This window comes from Phycisphaerae bacterium (assembly GCA_028714855.1).
Classification (GTDB): Bacteria; Planctomycetota; Phycisphaerae; order Sedimentisphaerales; family Anaerobacaceae; genus CAIYOL01.
The window spans coordinates 102,337-128,020 of sequence record JAQTLP010000004.1 but is presented as its reverse complement, the minus strand read 5'-3'; the positions used below and the strand labels follow the sequence as shown (position 1 = coordinate 128,020).

General features: G+C 47.7%; 20 protein-coding genes and 1 pseudogene. 9 read left to right on the top strand and 12 right to left on the bottom strand.

Going from position 1 to position 25,684, the window contains the following annotated elements; all coding sequences use genetic code 11:
• Positions 1-27: 27 nt before the first annotated feature.
• On the top strand, positions 28-1,536 hold the full coding sequence (gene lipA, locus PHG53_04480; GenBank protein ID MDD5380881.1) for a lipoyl synthase: 1,509 nt from the start codon (positions 28-30) through the stop codon (positions 1,534-1,536).
• Here lipA and PHG53_04475 read toward each other — a convergent pair.
• Both PHG53_04475 and PHG53_04470 read right to left on the bottom strand, forming a co-directional pair.
• The gene (locus PHG53_04475) at positions 1,529-2,146 is read right to left on the bottom strand and encodes a hypothetical protein (GenBank protein ID MDD5380880.1); all 618 of its coding nucleotides are present in this window, start codon (positions 2,144-2,146) and stop codon (positions 1,529-1,531) included. The two genes, lipA and PHG53_04475, sit on opposite strands and share 8 nt — an antisense overlap.
• Positions 2,136-2,645: an RNA polymerase sigma factor gene (locus tag PHG53_04470; GenBank protein ID MDD5380879.1), complete on the bottom strand. Its 510-nt coding sequence runs from the start codon at positions 2,643-2,645 to the stop codon at positions 2,136-2,138. The genes PHG53_04475 and PHG53_04470 overlap by 11 nt, the downstream gene beginning before the upstream one ends.
• A 226-nt stretch (positions 2,646-2,871) precedes the next feature.
• Between PHG53_04470 and carB the strand changes: the two genes are divergently transcribed.
• From carB to lon, 3 genes are all read left to right on the top strand, one after another.
• The gene (carB, locus tag PHG53_04465; protein ID MDD5380878.1) at positions 2,872-6,072 is read left to right on the top strand and encodes a carbamoyl-phosphate synthase large subunit; all 3,201 of its coding nucleotides are present in this window, start codon (positions 2,872-2,874) and stop codon (positions 6,070-6,072) included.
• A 510-nt stretch (positions 6,073-6,582) separates the two neighbouring features.
• Entirely contained in the window at positions 6,583-8,316 is a 1,734-nt protein-coding gene (locus PHG53_04460) for a pilus assembly PilX N-terminal domain-containing protein (protein MDD5380877.1), read from the top strand.
• A 193-nt stretch (positions 8,317-8,509) separates the two neighbouring features.
• The gene (gene lon / locus PHG53_04455; GenBank protein MDD5380876.1) at positions 8,510-10,900 is read left to right on the top strand and encodes an endopeptidase La; all 2,391 of its coding nucleotides are present in this window, start codon (positions 8,510-8,512) and stop codon (positions 10,898-10,900) included.
• Positions 10,901-10,915: 15 nt separating this feature from the next.
• On the opposite strand, the gene PHG53_04450 is transcribed toward lon, so the two are convergent.
• From PHG53_04450 to PHG53_04440, 3 genes are read right to left on the bottom strand one after another with little or no spacing between them, the layout of a single operon-like run.
• A complete protein-coding gene (locus tag PHG53_04450; protein ID MDD5380875.1) occupies positions 10,916-11,080 on the bottom strand; it encodes a hypothetical protein in 165 nt (54 codons plus the stop codon).
• A 1-nt stretch (position 11,081) separates the two neighbouring features.
• On the bottom strand, positions 11,082-11,924 hold the full coding sequence (folP, locus tag PHG53_04445) for a dihydropteroate synthase (protein MDD5380874.1): 843 nt from the start codon (positions 11,922-11,924) through the stop codon (positions 11,082-11,084).
• Between the two features lies 1 nt (position 11,925).
• Positions 11,926-13,077 (bottom strand): 4-phosphoerythronate dehydrogenase, encoded by a 1,152-nt coding sequence (locus PHG53_04440; protein ID MDD5380873.1) that lies wholly within the window; start codon positions 13,075-13,077, stop codon positions 11,926-11,928.
• 146 nt (positions 13,078-13,223) lie between these two features.
• Here PHG53_04440 and PHG53_04435 point away from each other — a divergent pair, with 146 nt between their 5' ends.
• Entirely contained in the window at positions 13,224-13,943 is a 720-nt protein-coding gene (locus tag PHG53_04435; protein ID MDD5380872.1) for a FlgO family outer membrane protein, read from the top strand.
• Position 13,944: 1 nt separating this feature from the next.
• On the opposite strand, the gene amrS is transcribed toward PHG53_04435, so the two are convergent.
• From amrS to PHG53_04420, 3 genes are read right to left on the bottom strand one after another with little or no spacing between them, the layout of a single operon-like run.
• On the bottom strand, positions 13,945-14,970 hold the full coding sequence (gene amrS / locus PHG53_04430) for an AmmeMemoRadiSam system radical SAM enzyme (GenBank protein MDD5380871.1): 1,026 nt from the start codon (positions 14,968-14,970) through the stop codon (positions 13,945-13,947).
• 56 nt (positions 14,971-15,026) lie between these two features.
• Entirely contained in the window at positions 15,027-15,689 is a 663-nt protein-coding gene (locus PHG53_04425; GenBank protein ID MDD5380870.1) for a DUF1780 domain-containing protein, read from the bottom strand.
• Positions 15,690-15,735: 46 nt separating this feature from the next.
• Positions 15,736-16,104 carry a four helix bundle protein gene (locus PHG53_04420; GenBank protein ID MDD5380869.1) on the bottom strand — a complete coding sequence of 123 codons (369 nt, stop codon included), beginning with the start codon at positions 16,102-16,104 and terminating at the stop codon, positions 15,736-15,738.
• Between the two features lie 133 nt (positions 16,105-16,237).
• Between PHG53_04420 and PHG53_04415 the strand changes: the two genes are divergently transcribed.
• Positions 16,238-17,149, top strand: coding sequence for a cysteine synthase family protein (locus PHG53_04415; GenBank protein MDD5380868.1), 912 nt, complete (start codon positions 16,238-16,240; stop codon positions 17,147-17,149).
• A gap of 27 nt (positions 17,150-17,176) precedes the next feature.
• Entirely contained in the window at positions 17,177-18,016 is an 840-nt protein-coding gene (locus tag PHG53_04410) for a hypothetical protein (GenBank protein ID MDD5380867.1), read from the top strand.
• A gap of 13 nt (positions 18,017-18,029) precedes the next feature.
• Here the strand turns inward: PHG53_04410 and PHG53_04405 are convergent, their stop codons facing one another.
• The 4 genes from PHG53_04405 to PHG53_04390 form a co-directional block, all read right to left on the bottom strand.
• Entirely contained in the window at positions 18,030-20,897 is a 2,868-nt protein-coding gene (locus PHG53_04405) for an anaerobic glycerol-3-phosphate dehydrogenase subunit C (GenBank protein MDD5380866.1), read from the bottom strand.
• On the bottom strand, positions 20,881-21,774 hold the full coding sequence (locus tag PHG53_04400) for an ABC transporter ATP-binding protein (protein MDD5380865.1): 894 nt from the start codon (positions 21,772-21,774) through the stop codon (positions 20,881-20,883). The genes PHG53_04405 and PHG53_04400 overlap by 17 nt, the downstream gene beginning before the upstream one ends.
• A 17-nt stretch (positions 21,775-21,791) precedes the next feature.
• Positions 21,792-22,604, bottom strand: coding sequence for an ABC transporter permease (locus PHG53_04395; GenBank protein ID MDD5380864.1), 813 nt, complete (start codon positions 22,602-22,604; stop codon positions 21,792-21,794).
• A gap of 184 nt (positions 22,605-22,788) precedes the next feature.
• Positions 22,789-23,517 (bottom strand): cobalamin-dependent protein, encoded by a 729-nt coding sequence (locus PHG53_04390; GenBank protein ID MDD5380863.1) that lies wholly within the window; start codon positions 23,515-23,517, stop codon positions 22,789-22,791.
• A gap of 727 nt (positions 23,518-24,244) precedes the next feature.
• Between PHG53_04390 and PHG53_04385 the strand changes: the two genes are divergently transcribed.
• Positions 24,245-25,279, top strand: a complete 1,035-nt coding sequence (locus tag PHG53_04385) for a hypothetical protein (GenBank protein MDD5380862.1) — start codon at positions 24,245-24,247, stop codon at positions 25,277-25,279.
• A gap of 193 nt (positions 25,280-25,472) precedes the next feature.
• Positions 25,473-25,622: pseudogene (locus PHG53_04380) on the top strand (HisA/HisF-related TIM barrel protein).
• The last annotated feature ends 62 nt before the right edge of the window (positions 25,623-25,684 follow it).

Genomic DNA, 25,684 nt, shown 5'->3' with positions numbered 1-25,684 from the left:
TCCTTATTTTTCTGCTATATTATCATCGTGCTGACAATAGCTGAAAAAACTAAAAACTCATCTTTACGTATTGTCGATTGCGGTCTTGCTGGTTACCGAGACGTCCTGCTGCAGCAGCACCAACTGCACAAAGAAAGGCAGCATGGCGAAATATCGAACACCATTTTAATCACCGAGCACCTGCCGGTCATTACTCTCGGCGCCCGGCAAAACGCCAACAAGCTTTGCGCAGACATTGAAAGTCTGAAAAAACAGAATATAGACGTTGTCGATGTCCGAAGAGGCGGCGGAACAACGGCACACAATCCGGGACAGCTGGTTTTTTACCCGATTCTAAATCTGCGAGAGCTTGGCTTAGACATCAGTGAATATATCCGAAAACTTGAAGCTATCGGCATTGAGCTGCTGGAACAACTGAATGTCAAAACCCAAAGGCGAAAAGGTTTTCCAGGCTTATGGGTAAACGACAAAAAAATAGCTTCGGTCGGCGTGCGCGTGTCGAAATCTGTAACCAGCCACGGCATGGCAATAAATATCCGGAACGATTTGAGCATCTTCGATTACATCATACCCTGCGGTCTTGAAAACGTCAAAATGACATCCGTACTGAACGAAACCGCAATCACACACCCGATGGATGAAGTTAAAAACCAATTGTCTGGAATTCTAAAAAGACATCTCGGCCGGCGCAGATTGCCGGAATGGCTGAAAAGGCCTCTGCCAGCAGATGATAAATACAATTCCACTGAGACAATCTTAAACTCTCTCAAGGTAAATACAATATGCCATAATGCCAACTGTCCAAACCGAGGCCAGTGCTGGTCAAGGGGCACAGCAACAGTCCTGATTCTGGGCGAGGTCTGCACGCGGAATTGTAAATTCTGCTCGGTAACCTGCGGCAAACCCCTTCCGCCCGACCCAACCGAGCCGGCAAGAATAGCTGAGATGGCAGAGCAAATGAACGCCAAATACCTCGTAATCACCAGCGTCAATCGCGATGACCTGCCCGATGGCGGCGCAGGCCACTTTCGCGATTGCATCAACCAAATAAGAAACAGATGCCCAGACGTGAAATTCGAAATACTAACGCCTGACTTTCGAAATTGTCAGGGGCAAGCTATCGAAATTCTGGCTGATGCTTTGCCGTTTGTTTTCGCGCACAATATCGAAACCGTCCCCTCTTTATACCGAAAAGCCCGCCTCGGCGGAAATTATCAACGCTCCTTAGACCTGCTTAAATCGGCCAGCCAAACTTATAAAGACGCCCTAACAAAATCATCGATTATGCTCGGCTTGGGAGAAACAGATGCCGAGGTAGAGCAAGCCTTAAGAGATTTGCGGGACGCCGGCTGTGACAGAATCACAATCGGCCAATACCTTAAACCCTCGAAAAATTCGCTCGAAGTTGTCCAATACATACCGCCTGCGAAATTCGACTGGTGGAAACAAAAAGCAACTGACCTCGGCTTTAAATGGGTTATCTCCTTGCCATTTGCCCGCAGTTCGTATTTTGCAGAGATGACTACGACTATGTAGCTTTATTATCGTTGCTGAGATTTTTCAGCAGCGCCTCAAGCTCCTGCTTTCGGGGCATCAATCCTTTCCGCACGGCATATTGATTCAAATAATATACACCTGTGCAAAGAATAATAAGTCCGACAAAGCATCCGCCGATGAATATCAATCCGGTCCCGCTGTCATTGCGGACCCGCCAACCTACGTGCCCCCAAAACAAGGCTGCTCCAACCGCTAATGGAAGCAGATACCACCAGAGAACATTCCTCAGCAACCATATCTGATGCTTAACCTGTGCAAGCGAAATTTTGATACAGCCCGCCAAAGGAGCACTGGGTTTCGGTGTTTTTTTCTTTTGAATAACCCTGTCAATTACCATAAAAACTCCCACAAAAATACACGCCAATGCAGGAAGATATAAAAACCACAGGTTCAATTTCATACCTTGATACAAGAAAAATACTGCGAGGGCAAAACTCACTCCCACTTCTCGGACATCCCGCCAGAAGATGGTTGATTCAAAGTGCTCTTTATTCCTCTTGACTTCTCGAAGAAGCAAATCTGAGTCGACAGTCAGTTTTGAAATGCCTGTTTCTTTTTGCCAGGTTTTTTGTAATTCGTTAAAAGTCATCTACAAGCCCTTTCAATAATTGAACCAGTTGTTTTTTGGCTCGATTCAATTTTACGCCGACATTGTTTTCCGAGATGCCGAGTATTTCAGCCATTTCACCATACGCCAGACCATCGAGGTGCATAAGGACAACCGACGCATCGACCTTCGAGAGTTTCCTGATTGCCCCATATAATCGCCCGATGATTTCTTCCGATTGTTCCGGACTATCGCCCTGTTGCGAGCTGAATTCTGTCATCGGAACACTATGTTTTCGACGCTTCTTTTCACCGCGGTTCCAAACCAAAGCTGTATTCAGCGCAACCCTGTAAATCCACGTCGACACTTTTGCCTTCCCCTGAAAATTAGGAATTGAGAACCACAACTGTAAAAGAACCTCTTGAAACAGGTCATCCTGATCTTCCAACGTGTCTGCATAGGCCCGGATAACCTTGAAAATCAGCCCCTGGTGCTCACCAAGCCATTGTTTGAATGTTGTTTCACATTTATCGTCTGTCATCCGGAATACCTGCTTTCAATAGTAATAGTAACAATAATTAAAAATTCCTTACACGTAAAGGCCGGGATTACTTAAAAAATTAACCCTCCTTACCGGTTTTATAAACTTTTCTTATTTGACATCGCAATTTTTTTATAGTTTAATCCCTCGCGACAAATTTGTAATTTTAATGGAATGCACAAATTTGTAGCTTTTATGGAACGCTGAGAAAACAGGAGGATTTCAGATGCCGAAGCGTAACGACATAAAAAAAGTTATGATTATAGGCTCCGGTCCAATCATCATCGGCCAGGCCTGCGAATTCGACTATTCCGGCACACAAGCCTGCAAGGCACTTCGCAAGCTGGGCTACAAGATAGTCCTGGCCAATTCCAACCCCGCTACCATTATGACCGACCCTGGTATGGCTGATATAACCTATATCGAGCCGCTCAATCTCCAGACTATGACGAAAATCATCGAAGCCGAACGCCCCGATGCCCTGCTGCCCAACCTCGGAGGCCAGAGCGGGCTTAATTTGTCTTCCGAACTTGCTCATGCAGGCGTGCTCAAAAAATACGGCGTCAAAGTAATCGGTGTTCAGGTCGATGCCATCAAGCGAGGCGAGGACCGCGGCGCATTCAAAGAAACAATGAACAAGCTCGGCATCGATATGCCAACAAGCGAGCTGGCCTTCAGCGTGGAAGAAGCCGAAAAAATCGCCGACAAAATGGGATATCCCGTCGTTATTCGCCCCGCTTATACTATGGGCGGCACCGGCGGCGGGCTTGTCTATAATGTGGAGGAGCTGCGAACTGTAGCCGGACGGGGACTCGCGGCAAGTCTCGTTAAGCAAATTCTCGTCGAAGAATCCGTTTTGGGATGGGAGGAATTAGAGCTGGAAGTCGTCCGCGACGCGAAGAGCCAGAAGATAACCGTCTGCTTTATCGAAAACGTCGACGCTATGGGTATACATACAGGCGATTCATACTGCACCGCGCCAATGCTCACCATCGACCCGGAACTGCAAAAGCGCCTGCAAAAATACTCCTATGACATCGTTGACGCAATCGAGGTCATCGGCGGCACAAACATACAGTTTGCCCACGACCCCAAAAGCGACCGCGTAGTCGTAATCGAAATCAACCCGAGAACTTCGCGTTCATCGGCGCTTGCCTCAAAAGCCACGGGCTTTCCGATAGCCCTTGTCTCCTCGATGCTCGCCGGCGGACTGACTCTGGATGAAATTCCCTATTGGAGAGACGGAACGCTCGAAAAATATACTCCATCCGGTGATTATGTAGTTGTTAAATTTGCCCGGTGGGCTTTTGAAAAGTTCAAAGGCGTCGAGGACAAGCTCGGAACACAAATGCAGGCCGTCGGCGAGGTGATGAGTATCGGCAAAAATTATAAGGAAGCATTCCAAAAGGCCATCCGCTCGCTCGAAATCGGCAGATACGGTCTGGGCTTTGCAAAGAACTTCAATAAACTCTCTCTCGATGAACTGATGAAACTTGTGAGCACGGCTACAAGCGAACGGCAGTTCATTATGTATGAGGCGCTTCGCAAGGGAGCTGATATCGATACCCTTTGCGAGAAAACTTACATCAAACGATGGTTCATCGAACAAATGGCTGAACTCGTCCAACTCGAGGAGAAAATTCTCCAATACAAGGGTAAGCAGCTTCCAGACAACTTGGTGATACAGGCCAAAAAAGATGGTTTTGCCGACCGATACCTTGCCAGATTGCTCGGCGTTTCAGAAGATAAAATCCGCCAGCAGCGCACAAAGCTCGGCATCGTCGAGGCCTGGGAGCCGGTGCCGGTCAGCGGCGTCGAAAATGCAGCCTATTATTTCTCAACTTACAACGCACCTGACAGTGTCAGCGTAAGTAAAAACCGCAAGATAATGGTCCTCGGCGGCGGACCAAACCGTATAGGCCAGGGAATCGAATTCGATTATTGCTGCGTCCACGCCGCTTTTGCTCTGCGAGACGAAGGTTTTGAAACAATCATGGTCAACTGCAACCCGGAAACTGTCTCAACAGATTATGACACCTCCGATAAGCTTTACTTTGAGCCGCTTACAGTTGAAGATGTTTTGAGTATCTACGAAAAGGAAAAACCCGAAGGTGCCATTGTTCAGTTCGGCGGTCAGACACCGCTTAATATCGCAAGAGAACTCGAACAGGCCGGCGTAAAAATAATCGGCACTACACCAGATACCATAGATTTAGCTGAGGACCGCGACCGGTTCCGCAAGATGATGGATAAACTTGGTATTCCTATGGCCGAATCCGGTATGGCAAGTAATCTCGACGAAGCGCTTACCATCGCCGGACAGATCGGCTATCCACTGATGGTTCGGCCGTCCTATGTTCTCGGCGGACGCGGTATGGAGGTTGTCCACGACAAGGAAATGCTGCAGCGGTACGTCGCAGCCGCTGTCGAAATAACACCGGAAAGACCCATCCTGATTGACAAATTCCTCGAAAACGCCATTGAAGCCGAGGCCGATGCTATCTCCGACGGTACCGACGTTTTTGTGCCCGCGGTTATGGAGCACATCGAGCTGGCCGGCATCCATTCCGGTGACTCGGCCTGTGTAATTCCGCCCGTCAGCATTCCTCAAAAGCACATTGACACTATTTGCGAATACACCAAAACCATAGCAACGAAATTAAACGTCGTCGGCTTGATGAATATGCAGTATGCCATTGCCAATGACATCGTTTATGTCCTTGAAGCTAACCCTCGCGCCTCGCGAACTGTCCCGCTGGTCTCAAAGGTCTGCAACATTTCGATGGCGCGCATCGCCACGCAGCTTATGCTCGGGAAAAAATTGTCTGACCTCAACATAAAGCATAGAAAAATTCCGCACTTCGGCGTAAAAGAAGCTGTCTTCCCATTTAATATGTTCCACACCGTTGACCCACTCCTCGGCCCGGAAATGCGCTCCACAGGCGAAGTATTGGGACTGGCAAATTCATTCGGACTGGCTTTCTTCAAAGCACAGGAGGCCACCGGCCTAATCCTGCCTTCTGAAGGCACCGTTTTAATAACGGTCGTCGACACGGACAAGGCTGCAATACTCGAAACAGCAAAGGCTTTTGCCAAACTCGGCTTCAAAATAAAGGCCACCGAAGGCACTGGCCGTTTCCTCGCAGACAAAGGCATCAAAGCTGAACTTATCCTCAAAATGCATGAGGGAAGACCTAATATAGTAGATGCAATTAAAAACGCCGAGATTCAGCTAATCATCAACACCCCCGCCGGCAAGTTAAGTATATCCGATGATTCTTACATCCGAAAGGCAGCTATAAAATACAAGGTTCCTTATATTACGACACCAGCCGCTGCCGCTGCCGCCATAAAGGGTATTGCCGCCCACCAGACAGAACCAAGCACTGTAAAATCGCTGCAAAATTATCATTCTGCCATCAAATAGTAATCTGTTCGGAACGTTGATTATGCGGCAAAGCGGTTAATATGAAAAATTCCAATTAATATGTTTATTTTTTGGCCGGTGTTAGGACGATAAATATATAAGAAATAAAAAAGGACTTTCGTGGAGTAAAAGGAAATGGTCAAAAAAGCCATCTTAATAATACTGTTGCTTTTCGTCGTGTTTTCTGCAATTAGCTGTCAAACAGTACAAGGTGCTGGCGGAGACATCCGCTGGCTTGCCGGTGCAAGAGACAACCAGTAAGACTTGTGTTTGACAAAACTTTCTTTGTTTCACTTTAATAAATAACCCCTATCGATGTGCTTCATCAGCCAAAAGAGGGCAAATTGCTTACGAAACGCCCCTTTTTATCGGACATTAAAATAAAACAGTATATCTCCGGCATCCTTCAATCAACTATTTGGGCTTTATGCTAAACACTTCTTATACTTTATTTGACACATAATGACTTAAATCGCCTATTTGGCATGGGGTGTTTTCCGGAGGGGGAAAATGAAACCCGTAAATAAAGTAATCTACCCCAAAAACAGGGGAAGCATCCTTATCATATCTATGATATTTGTTCTCGTCTTTTGTGCCCTGGCTGTTTCAATGGCCTCGCTGTCCGGCGTCAACTTGCAAATCACGGGTAATCAGCGCAAGGCCAACACGGCGCTGTCAGCTGCCCAATCCGGCCTGGAATGCGGAAGATATATCATCAAGCAGACAACACTGACTTTGGCAGGTATACCATCAATGAGCAACGGCCTAAACTATGTGACCCAGGACCAGGCGAATATTGTATGGGCTACACTTTGCTCTCAGATTCAAAACCAGCCATGGGTAACTGGCAATGCCGCACAAACTGAAAATGAAATTGTAACTCCCGCTATAAATTTCGGAGCGGCAAATGCTTCTTTTCAGGTCAGATTTTGTCGAGATGCCAATTCCATCCAGATTGAGGGAATAGGAGTTGATGGGCAGGTACGCAGACAGGTCAGGATAAATTCGACAATCACCAAAGACAACGAGGTTTTAACTTACGCCATTGCCAGCAGAGGTCGAATGTGGCTCGCCGGCGACTCGACCATACACGGCAATGTTTACAGTTCGTGGCAATACCAGGATATCTCGCCTTTTAATATAAGCAGCGAATCCACGATCGATGGAACCATTAATACCATTCTTAGCAACATTAATCCAAATACAAACCAGCCCGGTCCTGACCTGTATGCAGACAAGTTTGACAAGTATGGCAATCCTGTTCTCGACGCAGAGGGTAATCGTGTTAAAATCAAGATGCCTTACGACCTTGAGACACTGGACGCCAACGGTAATACCGTATATGACAGCGAGGGAAACAGGGTAATCAGCCCTGGCGACCAGATACAAGGCCAGTGCGACGACATCGGCTATAATGTCAACTACGGCGATAAAGCCGTCGATATGCCCGGAATGAAAATAAGCGATTATGACACCAGCCAGTACCAAGCTCAAACGACCGCCCTTTCCATCACCGGCATTCCCACTGTAACGGAATACTTTCCGCATGCAGCAGGCAATTATAGTCTGCCGTCTTCTTCCGGAAGCCAGAAACTATCCCGCTATAAATATGAAAATCAGACATTTTCAAATAAAAAAGTTTCTGCTTACTCAATCAGCAGCGGCGTCCTGAAAAGCACACTTTTTAAGAACTGCACGTTCGAAGGCATTCTATACCTTGACTGCAGCACGACCGGCAGCACTTACAATAATGTACGGTTTGAGAACTGTACATTTAACGGCCCCATCATTACCAACACGCCCGACTATGCGAACAGCACCAACTGGTGGATGAGAAACTGCCTGTATTTCACCGGCGAAGAAACCTTCCAGAACAACACCAATGTGCCCGCAACGATTCTTGCGCCGAACTTTAACGTGAACCTCGGCAACACCAACCCTAACAACGGCGAGAACAATGTTCTTACCGGCGCAATCGTCGGCGGCATTGTGGATATTCGAGGCAATGCTGAAATTTACGGAACGGTCATTTCGATGTATGACACCAGCAGCTACTCGAGCGGATACGTCAGCAACATCGGAGCAACTGCAGATGACGGCGGTTCGGAGACAACCGAGCCGGGCGATATCGGCGTCATTAACATCACGCCGGACCTCGATGAGCTGCTGCCGAGCGGCGTTATTAGCCCAATTGTCATTAAAGCTTCGCAGGATACCTATTCTGAAGGTCAACAGTTGAATTGAAGTGAGAAGTAAACCATACCTAAACCAGAAAGTATTTAATCTGCATTTCTCGTTTTAAATCGTCAACTTTATTATTTGCATTCGTCCTGTTAACCATTTATTATCACACTTTGTATCAAAAATAACCGATATAAATAAAATGCCAGGCAACCCGGAAAACCTGTTATTTCCCCACAGTAGTTGGCCATTCGGAATGGCCGTAGAAGACCCTCCAGGCTTTGAACGCTATCTGCACAACGAAACCTCAGAATCGCGTGAGCACAACCACGAGTTCAAACTGCCGGAGGTAATCAGCATTTTGCCGATTCGAAATGCTGTCGCCTATCCGGGCACGGTAATGCCGTTGTCAATTGGACGGGAGAGAAGCAAAAACCTGCTTGCCGACATCAAACCCAATGAATCCATCATAGGGCTCGTCACGCAGCACAACCCTCAAACTGACAGACCGAAGTTCAGCGACATCTACTCCGTGGGGACCGCCGCCTCCATCCTAAAGCTAATAAAAATACCGCAGGGCTCGATTAACATTATAGTCCACGGTATAGTCCGTTTCAAAATCGTAAAACCGATAGCCACGGAGCCATATCTAAAAGCCGTGGTGCAGCAGCTCGATGTCCAGACTAAAACGACAAAAAAACTTCAGGCGCTCATCGTCAGCGTCCGCCAGACGGCAAATCGCGTCATAGCATTAAGCCCGAATATCCCCGAAGAGGCTTCTGTGCTGCTGGAAAATATCGAAAATCCCTCCGCCTTGGCCGATTTCCTGGCAGCCAATCTCAACCTCGACCCTGCAAAAAAACAGCACTTGCTCGAAGAGCTCGACGCCACCAAGCGCCTCGAAGAAATATCCGCCGCTCTGGCAGCTAATCTGGAAGTCCTCGAGCTCAGTCACAAAATCCAAGGCCGGGTAAGAGAAGCGGTGGATAAAAGTCAGCGCGAATATTTCCTGCAGGAACAATTAAAAGCCATCCAGTCCGAGCTTGGCAAGGGCGACTTGCAAACCGAAGAGCTCAGGCAAATCAGCAAAAATATCAAAAAAGCCAAAATGCCCGAAAAGGTCGAGGCCGAGGCGCTTCGAGACCTCGACAGATTGAGTAAAATACAACCAGCTTCGCCCGAATACAGCGTTATCCGAACATATCTGGACTGGGTTTGCGAGCTGCCCTGGTCCATCGAAACAAAAGACCGGCTGGATATCAACAAGGCCGAGCGAATACTCAACACTGACCACTACGACCTGAAAAAAGTAAAAAAACGCATACTCGAATTTCTCGCCGTCCGTAAGCTGAACCCAACAGGGAAAAGCCCTATACTTTGTTTTGTCGGCCCCCCGGGCGTCGGCAAAACTTCTCTCGGGCAATCCATCGCGAGGGCGATGGAAAGAAAATTTATCCGCATATCACTCGGCGGAATAAGGGATGAGGCTGACATTCGCGGACATCGAAGAACTTACATCGGCGCCCTGCCGGGAAGAATCCTCCAGGAGCTGAGAAAGTGCCAAAGTAAAAACCCAGTATTTATGCTCGATGAGCTGGACAAAATCGGGGCCGATTTCAGAGGCGACCCTTCGAGCGCGCTGCTCGAAGTCCTCGATCCCGAACAGAACTTCAGCTTCACAGACCATTACCTCGACCAGCCCTTTGATTTGTCAACTGTTATGTTCATCGGCACAGCAAATTATACCGAGCCTGTCCCGCCGGCGCTGCGAGACAGAATGGAAGTTATCGAACTGCCCGGCTATACCGAAAATGAGAAACTTAATATCGCGAAAAAGTATCTCATCCCGCGCCAGCTCACTGAGCACGGCTTAAACAAAAGCTCCCTTACCATAAAAGACCAGGCAACCCTTGCGATAATTCGCGACTACACCCGCGAGGCGGGAGTCCGAAACCTCGAAAGGAATATAGCCGCCGTCTGCAGGGCCGTCGCTACTCAAATTGCAAAAGCTAAAAGAAGAAAGGCCTCTATTGATAAAAAAGACCTCGCAAAAATCCTCGGCCCGCCGCAATTCGAATCCGAACTGGCCATGCGAACAGGAATCCCTGGCGTCGCCACCGCACTTGCGTTTACGCCCGTCGGCGGTGAGCTGCTTTTTATCGAATCCGCCTCTATGCCGGGCAAAGGCCAACTGCAGCTTACAGGTCATATCGGCGACGTTATGAAGGAAAGCGCACAGGCCGCTTTCTCAGTCGTAAAATCTAACGCCAAAAAACTAAATATCGAGCCGGACAAATTCAAAAAATTAGATTATCACATCCATGTCCCCGCCGGCGCAATCCCAAAAGACGGCCCAAGCGCAGGCATCGCAATGTTCACTTCGCTGGTCTCCCTATTATTGGGAAAAGCCGTTCGACCCGATGTCGCAATGACTGGGGAAATAACCCTGCGAGGCCTTGTCCTGCCCATTGGCGGCCTGAAGGAAAAAATCCTCGCCGCTAAACAGGCAGGAATTAAAACTGTTATCCTCCCCGCCAGAAACAAAAAGGACCTCCCCGAAGTCCCAAAAGAAGCAAAAAAAGGTCTCAAATTCGCCTTCGTCAAGAACACAGATGAAGCACTCAAAATCGCTTTAGAGGTTATCTAAGATTCGTTTCTTGTATTACGATTCTTCTTCCGCTTTATCGCTCTTCTCCCCTGTTATTATAGACGGCTCCCCCTTTTCCATACGCCTTGTCTCAACGGCTGCTATTGCGACAATGCCGAAGATTGTTACCAGCCCCACAATTAATACTAAAATAATACCCAAGTGACTACTTATACTCATATCACACCTCTATACACTTTACCGCATTAATTATCTTGACCACATCAACCATTTCCGCTACATCGTGTACCCGCACAATCGAGACTCCCGCGGCAGCACACAAAGCAACCGTCGCCGCAGTGCCGAATATCCGCTCCGCTGGTTTTTCTTTACCGGTAATTCTGCCGATAAAACTCTTCCTGCTTGTCCCGAGGCAAACACGATAGCCGCTGTCGACAAATCTGTCAATATGTCTCAACAGCAAAAGATTATGCTCAGCCGTCTTGCCGAACCCGATTCCGGGATCAATAAAGATTAGCTGTTTCGGTATTCCGAATTTCTCTGCTCGCTTTGCTCTTTCGAGTAAAAAGGCCAAAACTTCTGCAATAACGTTTTTATATTTCGGCTCAACCTGCATTGTCGCCGGCGTTCCTTGTATATGCATCAAAACAACCGGCACACCGCGCTCAGCCGCCAACTCTCCCATCCGCTGGTCGCTCAAGGCCGTAATATCGTTTATCATCGCCGCCCCCGCCTTCAGAGCAGCCTCAGCAACCTCGTAATTTGTCGTATCGATACTAATCGGCACATCAGCTTTCTTCGCAATCGCCTCTAACACCGGCACAACCCGTCTTATCTGCTCTTCAGCCGGCACCGACGCCGAACCAGGCCGGGTCGATTCCCCGCCTACGTCTATTATTGCAGCGCCATCGGCAGCCATTTTCAGGCCTTGTTCAATCGCCTTGTCGGCATCAAAGAATTGCCCTCCGTCGCTGAATGAGTCCGGCGTAACATTGAGCACACCCATTACCAAAGTTCCCTCCGAAAAGTCCAGCCGCCATCTCCCCCAATTAACTATTTTCACATCATTTGCCACTTTTTACTTTAAATCCTATTCCCTCTAATTTTTTTCTTAAATTCTCTGTGTTCTCTGCGGTTATTATTTCTGTATTCTGAAATTCCCTCCTCACCCGGTAACTCTTCCGCAGGTTATCGAAAAATTCGCCCCTTTTCGCCTGCACATTCAAAATCTTGCGCAGTTTCCCGTCGTCTTCGCTGATTTTGTAAATCTTCTCGATGGCTTTCCGAATCGCGTCCTGATCGCTGCCGCTGCCTGGATTTATCTTTAATTGCGGAACATCCGGCTCAGGCAAAAATTCCTCAATATCACGCTCGGCCTTTAATCCGAAATATTCGCAGGCCGCTTTATATATCATAATCATCCCCGTAATCTTGCCGTCCAGCGAATAGCCAGCTATATGCGGCGTCCCGATATCAATCATCTCCAGAAGCTCGGTGTCTATATTCGGCTCATTCTCCCAGACATCGAGCACCACTGTTTCCAGCTCACCCGACCGCATCGATGCCTTCATTGCTTTTCCGTCGGCAACTTCGCCCCGTGAAGCATTAATGAAAACACAGCCGGCTTTTAGTGATTTGAAAAACTTCTCACCAGCCAGATGAAATGTCTTGTCAGCCCCTTCGAAAGTCAATGGCGTATGAAGTGTTATGAAATCGCAATCGTAAAGCTCTTCCAACGGCCGGTATTTCACATCACCGCTGGCCCGCTGCAAAGGCGGGTCGTTCAGCAATATCTTCATACCAAGCGAAGCGCACTTCTCGGCGACCTTGCTGCCGACGTTGCCAACCCCGATAATACCTATCGATTTGCCCTCCAGTTTTATTTTGTACTTTCGCTCGATTTCAAATAGCCCGGCTATAACATACTCAGCCGCCGAATTGGCGTTCGAGCCGGGCGCCGACGCAAAACCTATATTGTTCCGCGATAGATTTCCGATATCTATATGGTCAAAGCCGATAGTGGCCGTCCCAACGAAACGGACCCTGCTGCCTGCCAGCAAATTCGAATCCACCTTCGTCACGCTGCGGACCAGCAAACACTCTGCTTCGCCGACAACATCTCGTGTTATCTCCCGGCCGGGGAAAACCTCAACCTCGCCGACAGATGAAAAACAATCCTTTACAAACGGTATATTGGCATCTGCGATTATCTTCATAATTACTTATCGGCCGCTTATTTTAGTTAAAAACAGTCTAAATTGCACGTAATTTCAGTTCCCTCAGCAGGTCCTTCGAAAAAGCTTGACAGGATAAAATCGACGACTATACAATACAGCAAAAAACAATGGAGGCATTTTAACCAATGACTAAATATATTATGAAATCAGCATTACTGGCACTGCTTTGCTTGATAGTTTCCGGATGTGGTGAAACCGCCAAAACCCCGAAATCAGCTATCGACATTTCCGAATCAAAATACGACAGCTATGAATTACGAAAGGCCCGGGATCAGGCCAAAATGGAACAACTCAAAAATCTCACTGAGCGAGAGAAAGCCGAACACGAAATACTCCTGACCGCCGTTCAGAACAACATAAGGCTCGTTGACGCCAATGACGATGTCGTCACCTCTGCCAATTATAAAGCAGCGGAATATCTCATCGGAAAACTGCCCAAAGATATGCCAAAGGATACCCCTCTTCTGGTCGCAAGTCTGGTCAACGTCGATAATCTGAGCGAGTCCTCCACCTTCGGCAGAATGGTTTCCGAGCAAATCTCGTCACGGTTCAAACAGCTTGGCTACACCACCATTGAGCTCAAAATGCGCACAACAATTTTTATCAAGGAAGGCTCGGGAGAATTTATGCTCAGCCGTGAGCTGTCGGATATCGTCACCAAACACAGAGCGCAGGCGGTGGTCGTCGGCACTTACGCTATAGCCTCCGACAGGGTCTATCTGACCGTAAGAATTGTAAATGCTGAGGATTCCGCGATTCTGGCTTCTTATGACTATAATGTCCCTATGACCCGCGACGTCTTTAAAATGCTGTTCAAAGGCAGAGAAGGAGTGAATTGGCTGTAAATTATAATTCGAAGCCCGCTATCTTTGTCCCGCAGTCCGGACAGCAGCTGTTCGCTATATGATTGGCTAATATCCGGTAGCCGGCGCGTTCTATCAGAACCCTGCCGCAGTTATAACAAAAAGTGCTCTCCGATTTCGAGCCAGACACATTACCAAGATATACATAATGCAGCCCCGCTTCTCTGCCTATCTGCTCCGCACGTTCGAGCGCCTTCACCGGCGTCGGCGCAGAATCAACATACTTGTACTGCGGAGAAAAACGGCTGATATGCCACGGAACATCGGCGCCAACCTCGTTAACGATAAACTCAGCGAGCTGCTTCAATTCATCATCTGAATCGTTCTCGCCCGGTATCAACAAAGTCGTAATCTCAAGCCAGATTTTCGTCTCCTTCGCAATATATTTAAGCGTATCGAGCACCGGCTGCAGATGCGCCTTGCATAACCTCTTGTAATAATCCTCGCTGAACGCCTTCAAATCGACGTTTATCCCGTCAAGCCAGTCTTTGGAAAAATCAATCGCCTCGACGGTCTGATAGCCGTTGCTGACAAAAATATTTGCCAGGCCTTTTTTCTTTGCCAGCCGCCCGCAATCGCTGCACAGCTCCATAAAAATCGTCGGCTCGGTATAGGTATATGCGATTGATTTGCACCCGCTGCGAACCGCCGCAGTTACAATCTGCTCCGGGCTTATCGCCTGCCCGTCAATTTGACCATCTTCGACAACTGCCTGGCTTATCTGCCAGTTCTGACAAAATTCGCAGCGAAAATTACAGCCCATCGTGGCGATGGAAAAGCTGCTCGACCCCGGCTGAAAGTGATACAAAGGTTTTTTCTCTATCGGGTCTGGGTTAGCTGAGCAAATTTTGTAATAGTTCAGCGAATACAACACGCCGTCTATATTCTTGCGCACGCAGCACCTGCCCAATTTGCCCTCGCCAATCACGCACCGATGCGCACACAGCTTGCAACTAACCTTCTTGCCCTCCGCCGCATCCCACAAAACCGCCCGCCTAAGATTCTCCATTGTTTTCTCGTAACTCTTTTATAATCGTTAATTCATATACTTTAGGAAACTATCTGCTAACTATCTTCATAGATATCTGGGCTGCTGGTTATCTTAGTAACTCCCTGCAATTTTTTTAAAAAATCTGGCACGTACTCGTCAGCAAATATCACCCCTGCACATAACCCCGTGAGAAAAGAAACAGATCTCCACCCCTGTTTCCTCACTTCGGCTAAAATCCCACTTGAATAATCCATTTTAATTTTAGTTGCCAAATGCCGGTTTTTCAAATTCACATAGACTAAAAGGTCAAGTTCTTTACAAGTCTCCGGGCTTTTATACTTTTCAAATTTAATATCCATCCCTTCTTGAACTTTCTTTAATAACTCTGAAAATTCCATGGGAGCAGAATTCTCCCACTTTCCCCCTAAGTCTAATAGGTGATTCGCTTGTTCACTCTTCGTTATATTTTCTTTACTCTCATCACCTCTTCTTCTGCCTTCATCTTGAACCTCTGTAACTTCAAATTTTGCGTCTTTAAAGACTATATCTGGCGGTTCCTTATCACTTTTCTTCAAATCAGCATCTTTAAATTCAACGTCACATATTCGCAAAAATGTCCTTACTGCAACCTTCTCCATCCACTCGTGGTTTGTAAGTAACCGAAGACTATCTTTGTTATATTCCGTTATCTCCCTCAACTCCTTTTTCTCCTCATTTTCATACTGGTTCATTCTCATAAACTTTCTGTAGCCAATTAAATCTTTCCCTTACGCTCTTTCGCTTTTAAGCTCTTGGTTCTTCTTGTGCCTTATAAAACTTCCATAACAACTTACCAACCTCTTCAGCCAAATCCTGTAATTGCTTATATGTTACGGAATTCAAATACTTTAACCTTAGTGAAAAATCTAATAGATATCTCGTTTCCGCCAAAGAACCTAAAGCTATATTCAAAAATTGCTTTAATTCTTTTCTGCCACCTCTACCATACCCCTCAACAATATTAGTCGGGACAGACAATCCCGCTCTCCGCAATTGGGATATAATCCCATAAATTTCATCTTTGGGGAAATCCCTTGTTGCTGTATAAACCCGAAAAGCAAATTCGTCCGCTTTTTGCCAAACAACCAGCTTCTTATATCCGACCTCTCCCATCTAATTTCCTTTCCACTCTTAAGCTCTTACGTTCCTACGCTCTTAGCTCTTAATTACCTTTACTTTCTCTAATCTAACATATAGAATAATCCAGGTAAAATCAATTGACTATCAGACTCTGGAGTAAGGTTTTATGAGCATACTATCCGCCATCGGAAATACGCCTCTTATAGAGTTGAATAAGCTTAACGGCAAAAAACCAAAGGTCAGAATCCTTGGAAAACTCGAAGGTGCAAACCCCGGCGGCTCCATCAAAGACCGCCCCGCTTATTATATGATAAACAAAGCCGAAGAATCAGGCCAGCTTACAAAAGGCAAAATCATCCTCGAACCAACATCCGGAAACACAGGCATCGCCCTTGCTATGATTGGCGCAGCTAAAGGATACCGCGTTAAACTTTGTATGCCCGAATGCGTCAGTACCGAAAGACAGCTTGTCCTGCAGGCCATGAACGCTGAAGTCGTCCTTACCCCTGCAAAAGAAGGCACCGACGGCGCAATCAGAAAGGCGCATCAGCTTCTCAACGATGATTTGGACAACTACTTTATGCCCAACCAGTTCGCTAATAAAAGCAATTTCCTCGCCCATTACGAAACGACAGGCCCCGAAATCCTCTCCCAAACCAACGGCGAAATCGACGTCTTTGTCGCCGGTATGGGTACGACCGGGACCCTGATGGGTGCAAGTATGTTCTTCAAAGAGAAAAAACCGGACGTCAAAATCGTCGGAATCGAACCGCCCACAGGCCACACAATCCAGGGCCTCAAAAATATGACTGAATCCATTGTCCCTCCGATTTATGACCCCAAGATGCTCGACGAAAAACTCACCATTGACGATGGCCAGGCCTTCGAAACCACCCGGACACTGGCTGCCTGCGAAGGAATCTTCGTTGGAATGTCCAGCGGCGCAGCCGTCGCCGGCGCATTGAAAATAGCCGAGAAGATGAAATCCGGCACAATCGTCGTTATCCTGCCCGACCGCGGTGACCGCTACTTAAGCACAACCCTGTTCCGCTCCATTTGCGCTAAATGTCCTCCATAATATAGCCGATAAAATAGTAGGCTTTTTATGAGTAAACTGGTTAAATCTATCAGAAACTTTGTCGTCAGGGATATAACTTATATCGTAGGCGGACTTTCGGTCATACTTAGCTTTTTATATGTCTGGGGCAAAATAGATATCTCCAAAAAAGCAATCAATATCACCATCATCCCGGAATCAGCCAATATCATATTCTACGTTATTGGATTCGGCCTGGCCTATGCCGTCGGTTACTGCTTCCAGGAAATCTTCTCTTTGCTTCATATTGTAAAAACCGCAGATTATTTTCGGCCTCGCTTCCCATTAAGATGGTTATATAGATGTCTTATAGGTGAAAAATGGGAAGATGTTTTCCCCGACATACCAAAAGGCCGAAATCGCCGCTGGGAGGTAACTAAAAGGTTAAGGCGGGCAAATATTATGATTAATGAAAAAGCCTCTCCGGATGATAAAATCCATCGCGAATGGATGTCATCTTTCATTATGGTCTGCACGACTCTCGGACCTTGTGCGATGGTCACAGGCTTGCTGCTGCTCTGGAAAGGCATCCCGACGTTTTTTAGAAATAATCTGGATATCTATGCAGCCGTTAAGCCATATATTGGGAATTCTCCGGAGCTTGTCTTTTTGGGAGTTCTTGCTTTTCTAACAGTTATGATTCTTACAAGGCTTTCTGTATTCCTAATCCCTTTCGCTTTTGTAGCGCTCGTTATGTATTCAAAAAAAATTACCTTCGATATCGCCCTCGCGCTTAGTGTCGTGCTGATTAGTATGGCTCTGATAACATTAGGCTGGATAAAAGGACTTGAGCTGATGAAAAACACCGAAACCCTTTACCACCGCAAACTCCGGGATTATATCCCGTAAACCAGCAAGGTCCTTACATACTTCTATATGCTTCCGCCAATATCTTTATTGGATGCACAACCGCCGCACCGCTTATATGCTCTATCTGCATCTTGCACGCGGCACATTCCGTCAAAACTTCTTTAACAGGCGATTTTTCCATCGCATCCTTTAATCTTGCACTTATCTGCGAGGAAAGCTCGTAATTTTTCTTGCTAAACCCGAACGTCCCCGCTATCCCGCAGCAGCCGGAATCAAGTTCGGTTATATTCGCGTAACAAACTTTCTTCAAAAGCTCGACCCCCGCCCTGCCTTCGCCAAGAGCATATAAATGACAAGGCTGATGATAAACGAAACTGCGAGATATGCGATTCTTAACAGGCTTCAATTTATTCTGCCTGGACAAATCCGAAAGATATATCATTAGCTCATACGTATTCTCGCAAACAAGTTTCGCATCCTCCCCCGCAACAAAATGCTTCAACTCCTGTTTCAAACACAATGCCGCGCTCGGCTCAGAACAGACAATCTTGTACCCGTCTCGAACCGCCTTGGCCAAATGTTTGACATTATACTCCAAATCCTTGCGTGCCCTTTTTACATTTCCATACACAATCGCCGGCAGCGGCACAGGCCTTTGCTTCGGCAAAATCACATCAATACCATTGTGCCGCAGAACTTCGAGCACCGCAAACCCCAACTCGTGGTCGTTATAATTTGCGTACGTATCAACAAAATACGCAACCTTATCGACCGGCTTTTCAATTGGTGCACAGGCTCTCAAGTATTTCCTTCCCGCCCTTACGAACGACCCGCTGCCGAAAGACGGCATACTTCTTCGCCGGTCTAACCCCGAAAATTGCTCTAAAAACCATTTGAAAATCGACAGCCGCGTAACAAAATTCGAAATCGGCGAAAAAATACTGCCTAGCATACTCAGATACCGGTTATGGCTCAGCGAAATCTCCGCACGCCTCAGCCCCCGCCGCCTCACATACTCCGTCCTCGCCGCCGTCATCAGCTTGGAAATGTCAACCCCGGCCGGACATTCCACCGAGCACGCCTTGCAGTTCACGCACAAATCCAGAAATTTCCTGAACTCCGCCGACTCGAAATCTTTTTCCTCTAACTCCCCCGTAATCCACAAGCGAAGCACATTCGCTTTTGCCCGTGAGCTGCCCAGTTCCTCCCCCATCGCACGAAATACCGGGCACATCCGCAAATCGGATTCCCTGCTCAAACAAACCCCACACCCGCTGCACTGCTCAATTTCGGCGCGAAATTCATCGCTTCCGAAATGCAAATCCGTTTTAAGTCTCCCCGGCTCCAATTTATGCCCGGCCCGCAAATTCCTGACCATAACATCAGCGTCATCGCTGATGATTTTACCAGGATTCATCACCCCGCTCGGGTCGAACACATTCTTAATCGCCCGCAGCAGCTCATAAAATTCATCGCCGTATTGCCGCCGTAAAAAAGCTGCCCTGACCAGCCCGACTGCGTGCTCACCGCTGATTGTCCCGCCCAGCGACCACGCAAGAGAGAAAACATCATTCGCAATCGACCGCATCTTCTCTACATCAGCCGGGTCGCCCAAATCCAGATATGGCCGCACATGCAGTTCTCCATCACCGGCATGGCCATAAAAAGACATCGCAACGTCATACCGCTTTCCGATTTTCTCCAAACCAGAAATATATTCCGCCAGCCGCCTGTTCTCTACCGAAACATCCTCAATAAATGGAACCGGACGCTTTCTCCCCTTTCGTCTCTCAAGAAGCGCCGCCGAATCCTTGCGGGATTTCCACAACTGCTTCTGCTGTCTCGGCTCAAAAACAATTCTTCGTCCACTCGCCAGCACCCCGATTTTAGAATCGGTATTTTCTATTTTTTCTCTCACTTGCTCCGCCGTTTCGCCAGTATGCTCAACCAAAATAACAACAACTCCGCCGGTAGGCAAAACATTCCGATGCTCCGGCAGTGCCTCAACCGCCATATCTATCAAAGCCCTGTCCATCAGTTCGCACGCCGACGCCCCGCTATCCACAATAATCGGCACCGCTTGTGCCATCTTTATTAATGAATCGAACTCAAGCTGCAGCAGCCCTTTCGCCTTAGGCACCGCAACCGTTCTGAGCTTAACTTTCGTAAAAATGCCCAATGTCCCCTCCGACCCTGCCAGCAGGCGCGCCAAATCTATCTTCCCATCGTGATAAATTCCCGCTATCGAATACCCGCTGCGATTCCGCTTTGTCACCGGCAACGCATTTGCTATGACTGCCTCCTTGCCCGAAAGGACCGCTGCGCATCCTTTTGCAATCGAAGCAAGTTTCTCGTCCACTGCTTCCTCCGGGTCAAAATCATTTTTGAACTCAACCACGCTGCCGTCCGCCAGCACCGCTTCAACGCTTTCCACGTAGTCGCCGATATAACCGTATTCGAGCGAATGAGCGCCTGTGGCGTTATTCGCCACACTCCCGCCCACCGTTGCGCGGTTGCCGCTCGACGGGTCTGGCCCGATTTTTCTGCCGTAACCCGACAGGTAATTATTCAAATCGTCAAGCACCACCCCCGGCTCACAAATCACCGCCGCGCCGCCGTCTTCCACATCGATAATCTTGTTCATATACCGTCTCATATCGAAGACTATGCCGCTGCACAACGATTCGCCCGCCAACCCGCTGCCGGCGCCGCGAGCTGCTATCGCTATACCGTGGGCGCAGGCATATTTCACAACAGCCGCAACGTCTGCAGCGTCGCGGGGCGCAACAACACATCCGGGAATTATCTGATAAATGCTGGCGTCGCTGGCGTATGCAGCCCTGTGCAGTATGTCAGTAAAAACATCTCCTCGCACAATCTTGGCCAAATCTCCGACCGCGTCCTCAATTCTCTCGTGCATCGCTCTTGTCTTCCTCAAAATCCCGAGGCAGGAATTGGGCCTTCGATATAATGCCGCTTGCACGCAGAACCGCAAGGTCGTCTTGACCGACCTGGCCGCTGATAAACTGCTGAACTGCAGGATGGGGATGATTATGAATATGGTCGGCATCGCCGTCGGCAATTATCTTGCCGTTATGCAGCATAATGATGCGGTCCGCTACCTTATACGCACTTGTCATATCGTGGGTAACAACTACCGCCGTCTCGCCGAGTTCTCTTTGAAGCTTCAAAATAAGCTCGTTGATTACATCTGCTCGAATAGGATCCAGTCCCGTCGTTGGCTCATCGTACAAAATCACTTCCGGATTCAGCGCGATGGCCCTTGCCAACGCCACTCTTTTTTTCTGACCGCCGGAAAGGTTCGCAGGATAAAATTGCTGAAATCCATCTAGACCTACCATTGCCAGTTTGGTCTTGACGACGTCCTCGGCCTGCTTCCAGTCAATTTTCGCATGGTCATGATGCTGCCATATCGGGAACATTATATTCTCGGCTACGCTGAGACTGTCAAACAGTGCCCCTCCCTGAAAAAGAAAACCGTAATGGGTGCGTACCTCGTTTAATTCCCTGTCAGGCAGATTATCTATTCGCTTGTCCTTAAAATAAACCTCTCCGGAGCTCGGCCTAAGCAGCACTATGAAATTCTTTATCAAAACAGTCTTGCCGCATCCGCTCGGCCCGATTACCACCGTCGTTTTGCCCTTCTCTATGGATAGTGTTATATTATCCAGAACAATATTATTACCGAACTGCTTGGTAAGGTTCTTAATAACGATTATACCGTTACCGTTCCCCTCTGCTGTCCGATTATTCTGCTCGTCTTTTTTCACTTCCATTTTTGCTTCTTTACTTTCTACCCAACCAGACTTTTCAAAGGCCAGAACGTATTGTAAATCGCCTTGAAAATCACTGCCAGCGCAAAATCCAGCGCGAGTATAGAGATAAAGCTGGCCACAAACGCATCCGTGCACGCCTGACCTACTCCATGCGCACCTTCTTTGCACGTAAAGCCCTTATAACAGCTGATTACCGCGATTGCCGCTCCGAAGAAAAATCCCTTTACAACCCCGACAACCACGTCCCACAGCTCTACCCCGTATGCGCTGAAGCTCCAATACGCCCGGCTGTTAATTCCGAACTGAATGACCCCGATAAAATATCCACCCAATACTCCGAGCAAATCCGCATAGATAATCAGCACCGGCGTAAGAAACAGGCACGCCAGAAGCCGCGGAACAGCCAGGTATCTTACCGGGTCGGTCCCCATACTCCTGACCGCATCTATCTGCTCGGTAACATTCATCGTCCCAAGCTCTGCCGTCAAAGCTCCGCCGACCCGCCCTGCCAGCATCACCGCCGTAAGAACCGGGCCTAACTCTTTAACAACTGAAACGTTAATTAAAACTCCCAAGTGTTCTTCCAGCCCCATACCGGCAAGCTGGTCGTATGCCATCACCGCCAATATCATCCCCACGAACGCTCCCGTTATCATCACAACCGGCACACTGCGAACGCCGATTATATTCATCTGTGTCCATATCAGGGGATACGTCGATGTTCTGGCTATGCTCGAGCCGGATGCCAATATCGCACGCCAGACAAACCTGCCGAACCGCCCCAAATCACTTAAATCTTCTATCGCCTTGGCCCCAAGTGCCCCAATCATAATTTTTTCTCCAAAAAGCCCCTATTCCAGCGGAACTATGTGCCATTCGTTAAACATAGACACTTGTAAATACTAAATCCCTAACCCCCAATCGTCAATTGGAAATTGAATCTCACGCTGCCCAAACTTTGTGAATATGGCGATTGGGTACCAAACACTAAATTTACGGCGGTTAGATACTAACTTACTTCAGGACTTGAACTTGTATTTTTTTAACCGCCGGCAGTCCTCTTTTTCTACGCCGGCCTGCTGTTCCTGCCTCCGGCTCGATTGGTGTGTCTTGTGAAGCTACCTGGATGGCTTCGAGTGCCGTGGCGGCGAATAAATCGGCGCCAATTTCCTGCCAGAGCCCCTCTGCACGGTTAAACAGCCCACCTGATACCATAATCCGCATATCGGGCCAGGCGTTTATATCTCTAATTGTGTCAATGAGTTGCCGGATATCAGGCGCCTGCTTTGGTTCGCTGCCGTAGATTAGGAGAATATCGGGAGCACTTTCGTGTATGAATGCAAGGATATCGTCGCTAGTCAGGCCGCCGCCGAGGAATTTGACCTCCCAGCCATCGCTTTCGAACAAGTCCGCCATTATTTGAGCACCGAGTTCCTGCAGCTCAGCCTGGGCGCAGGAAATCACTATCCTCTTGCCTTTACGGGGTTTACGCGGCAGCTTGTTCTGAAGCTGGTCAACGATTGTGCGGTTAATCCGAGTGGCCAAATGCTCCTGAGTGGTCGTAATCTTGTCGGCACGGACTAAATGCTCGATTTCAACCATAATAGGCCAGATAATATCGGAATAAACGGAATTGGCTGGGGTGCCGGTCTGGAGGGACTCCTCTATAACGCCCCGGCAGGCCTTGCGGTCGCCCTGAAGTAAAGTGTCTAAATAACGCTCAAGAACAGCTTCTGTTGCCATAATATAGGTCTCCAAAATAGCTTTACAATCGTTATATGTTGCCTATTTTCTCAAACTTGTGTGTCTACCGAGGCAAAATGTTAAAATAGGTAGTATAGCTATCGGTAGGCGTTAAGAAAAAACTTTAGTTAAAATAGGTAATTTGGGAAATTTGGGGTAGCAAAAAAGCTGCTTAAAAATGGTATAAATTGGTAAAAAAGTGTGAAAAATTAAAAATCAAAGTGCAAAATGCAAAATTGTGGAGCCGCTTCGCGGGTAGATTTTTTACATACAGAGTTTGGCGGATGACAGACGACAGAAAAGTTTAAAAGTTGCCTAAATTAACATCGACTTCGCTCAGGATGACAAGGTCATTTTGAGATTGTGGGCCCGTCTTCGTTTCACTACGCCGAGGTCTGCGCTACGCCAAAAGGACGGCGAGGTAAACTATGCTTCGAGGATCAGGCTGTAAAGATTGTAAAGCATCTGGTCGATTTGTTCTTCTAATCTTTTAACCGAGGACTGCGCTGATTGCAAGGGAAAATATGGCCATAAGTTTTGCTTTGACGGATCGGGGGAATTGGGATTGACGCGTGGTTCGTAAGGGTTTATAGTTAATTCAGTAAAAAGTTAAGGCCGGAAGATGCGGAGAATCACACCTTTGCCTGTCAACATTGCCGTCCGGCGGAAGTCTTTGAATAGACTGTATAAGCATTGTTAGCACACAGGAAAGGAATGGAGAAAACCCGTGAAAACACGAAGTGGCAAGATATTGCCGCCAAATAAGCGATGTTTTGTCATCTCACCCATTGGGGACGATGACTCTGATATCCGTCGTCGTTCAGACAAAATCCTGCGACACATCATCAAACCGGTCTGTGAGGAACTTGGGTTCAGTGCATACCGTGCTGACCAAATGACGCAACCTTTTCTTATTTCCCAGGGTGTAATGCGTGAGCTCATCACTGCAGACTTAGTGATAGCAGATCTGACCGGTGCTAATCCCAACGTCTACTACGAGCTTGCGGTGAGACATTTCATTGGGAAGCCAGTTGTCCAGCTTATTGAAAAAGGTGAATCCATCCCATTTGATGTGTCAGATGTCAATACAATAAAGATTGATCACACGGATTTAGACAGTGTACACTCGGCCAAGGAGAGACTCGCCGCATTTGTTGGCGACGGAATGAAGTCGTACTCGTACCAGAACCCCATCTCCGGAGTGCTTGAGTCTCTAGGTATCACCATTCAAGGGCTGTTGCCACACGGGGCGAAGACACTTGCTCATCAATTCGAGGAACTTTCCGGCAAGATTATAGAAGAAATGGCCGCCTACAGAAAAGAGAGTGACTTTCTGTGGAAGAAATTCCAAGAGTGTATCGAGACGCCGGCCTTACAATTACCTATGATGGCAAAACGAGAACAAAACTTCTCGGGTTTGTGGGAAAGCAACCATGGTTTTGTTCGACTTGCCCAAGATTCTTATGACATTATTGGCAAGTACCAGTATCATGAAGAGGAATGGGTTGGAGAGATTAGAGGACGACTTACCACCTCTCGGATTGTTTTTCAGTGGCGATGGATCGATATTCCATCTATGTGTGGCATCGGGTACTGGGACATCGCTGGAGACCAGCTCAAGGGACGCTGGTTCTATAATTATGAAGTGGACATCCCCTTGGAATCTCTTGTAGAGAACCCGAACATATTCAATAGCATACAGATAAATATGGTCCCAGAAGTTGGGCGTGATTGGAAATTGTGGAGGCAAGTTAAAAAGTAAAAACAGGTGACTATCCCTATTTTCCCCTGTCCCGGTCTATACAGGGACGACATTACCCCCCCCCAAGATAAAGTAACGTACCCCCCGGCACGAGTCAGGGGGGCTAACCGAACCCTGCCATCATCGGCCAGAGGCGGATAAAAATCCGAAATGGAAACTGAAGATTTAAAAGCTGCGGTATGGGTAAGGAACGGTGCGGATTCCTGTTATCGCTTCGGGCGGCGTAAGCACAATAAGCGATATTAAAAAGCTATCCGAAACGGGGGTTGAAGCTGTAATAATCGGCAGGGCTTTATACGAAGGCACGCTAAACCTCGCGGATGCGATAAAGGCAGCAAAATAACTCTTGGCGGTGTCTTTCAACCTTTATCACGAAAATCCGCGTTTGGAGAGCCAAAATGCCTA

Bases quoted from the DNA above. Each gene is read 5' to 3' on its own strand.
- lon (MDD5380876.1), top strand. From the start codon at position 8,510: ATGGCCGTAGAAGACCCTCCAGGCTTTGAACGCTATCTGCACAACGAA.
- PHG53_04440 (MDD5380873.1), bottom strand. From the start codon at position 13,077: ATGAAGATAATCGCAGATGCCAATATACCGTTTGTAAAGGATTGTTTT.
- carB (MDD5380878.1), top strand. From the start codon at position 2,872: ATGCCGAAGCGTAACGACATAAAAAAAGTTATGATTATAGGCTCCGGT.
- PHG53_04425 (MDD5380870.1), bottom strand. From the start codon at position 15,689: ATGAGAATGAACCAGTATGAAAATGAGGAGAAAAAGGAGTTGAGGGAG.
- PHG53_04410 (MDD5380867.1), top strand. From the start codon at position 17,177: ATGAGTAAACTGGTTAAATCTATCAGAAACTTTGTCGTCAGGGATATA.
- PHG53_04415 (MDD5380868.1), top strand. From the start codon at position 16,238: ATGAGCATACTATCCGCCATCGGAAATACGCCTCTTATAGAGTTGAAT.
- PHG53_04460 (MDD5380877.1), top strand. From the start codon at position 6,583: ATGAAACCCGTAAATAAAGTAATCTACCCCAAAAACAGGGGAAGCATC.
- PHG53_04420 (MDD5380869.1), bottom strand. From the start codon at position 16,104: ATGGGAGAGGTCGGATATAAGAAGCTGGTTGTTTGGCAAAAAGCGGAC.
- amrS (MDD5380871.1), bottom strand. From the start codon at position 14,970: ATGGAGAATCTTAGGCGGGCGGTTTTGTGGGATGCGGCGGAGGGCAAG.
- PHG53_04435 (MDD5380872.1), top strand. From the start codon at position 13,224: ATGACTAAATATATTATGAAATCAGCATTACTGGCACTGCTTTGCTTG.
- PHG53_04475 (MDD5380880.1), bottom strand. From the start codon at position 2,146: ATGACTTTTAACGAATTACAAAAAACCTGGCAAAAAGAAACAGGCATT.
- PHG53_04450 (MDD5380875.1), bottom strand. From the start codon at position 11,080: ATGAGTATAAGTAGTCACTTGGGTATTATTTTAGTATTAATTGTGGGG.
- PHG53_04400 (MDD5380865.1), bottom strand. From the start codon at position 21,774: ATGGAAGTGAAAAAAGACGAGCAGAATAATCGGACAGCAGAGGGGAAC.
- PHG53_04405 (MDD5380866.1), bottom strand. From the start codon at position 20,897: ATGCACGAGAGAATTGAGGACGCGGTCGGAGATTTGGCCAAGATTGTG.
- PHG53_04395 (MDD5380864.1), bottom strand. From the start codon at position 22,604: ATGATTGGGGCACTTGGGGCCAAGGCGATAGAAGATTTAAGTGATTTG.
- PHG53_04390 (MDD5380863.1), bottom strand. From the start codon at position 23,517: ATGGCAACAGAAGCTGTTCTTGAGCGTTATTTAGACACTTTACTTCAG.
- PHG53_04470 (MDD5380879.1), bottom strand. From the start codon at position 2,645: ATGACAGACGATAAATGTGAAACAACATTCAAACAATGGCTTGGTGAG.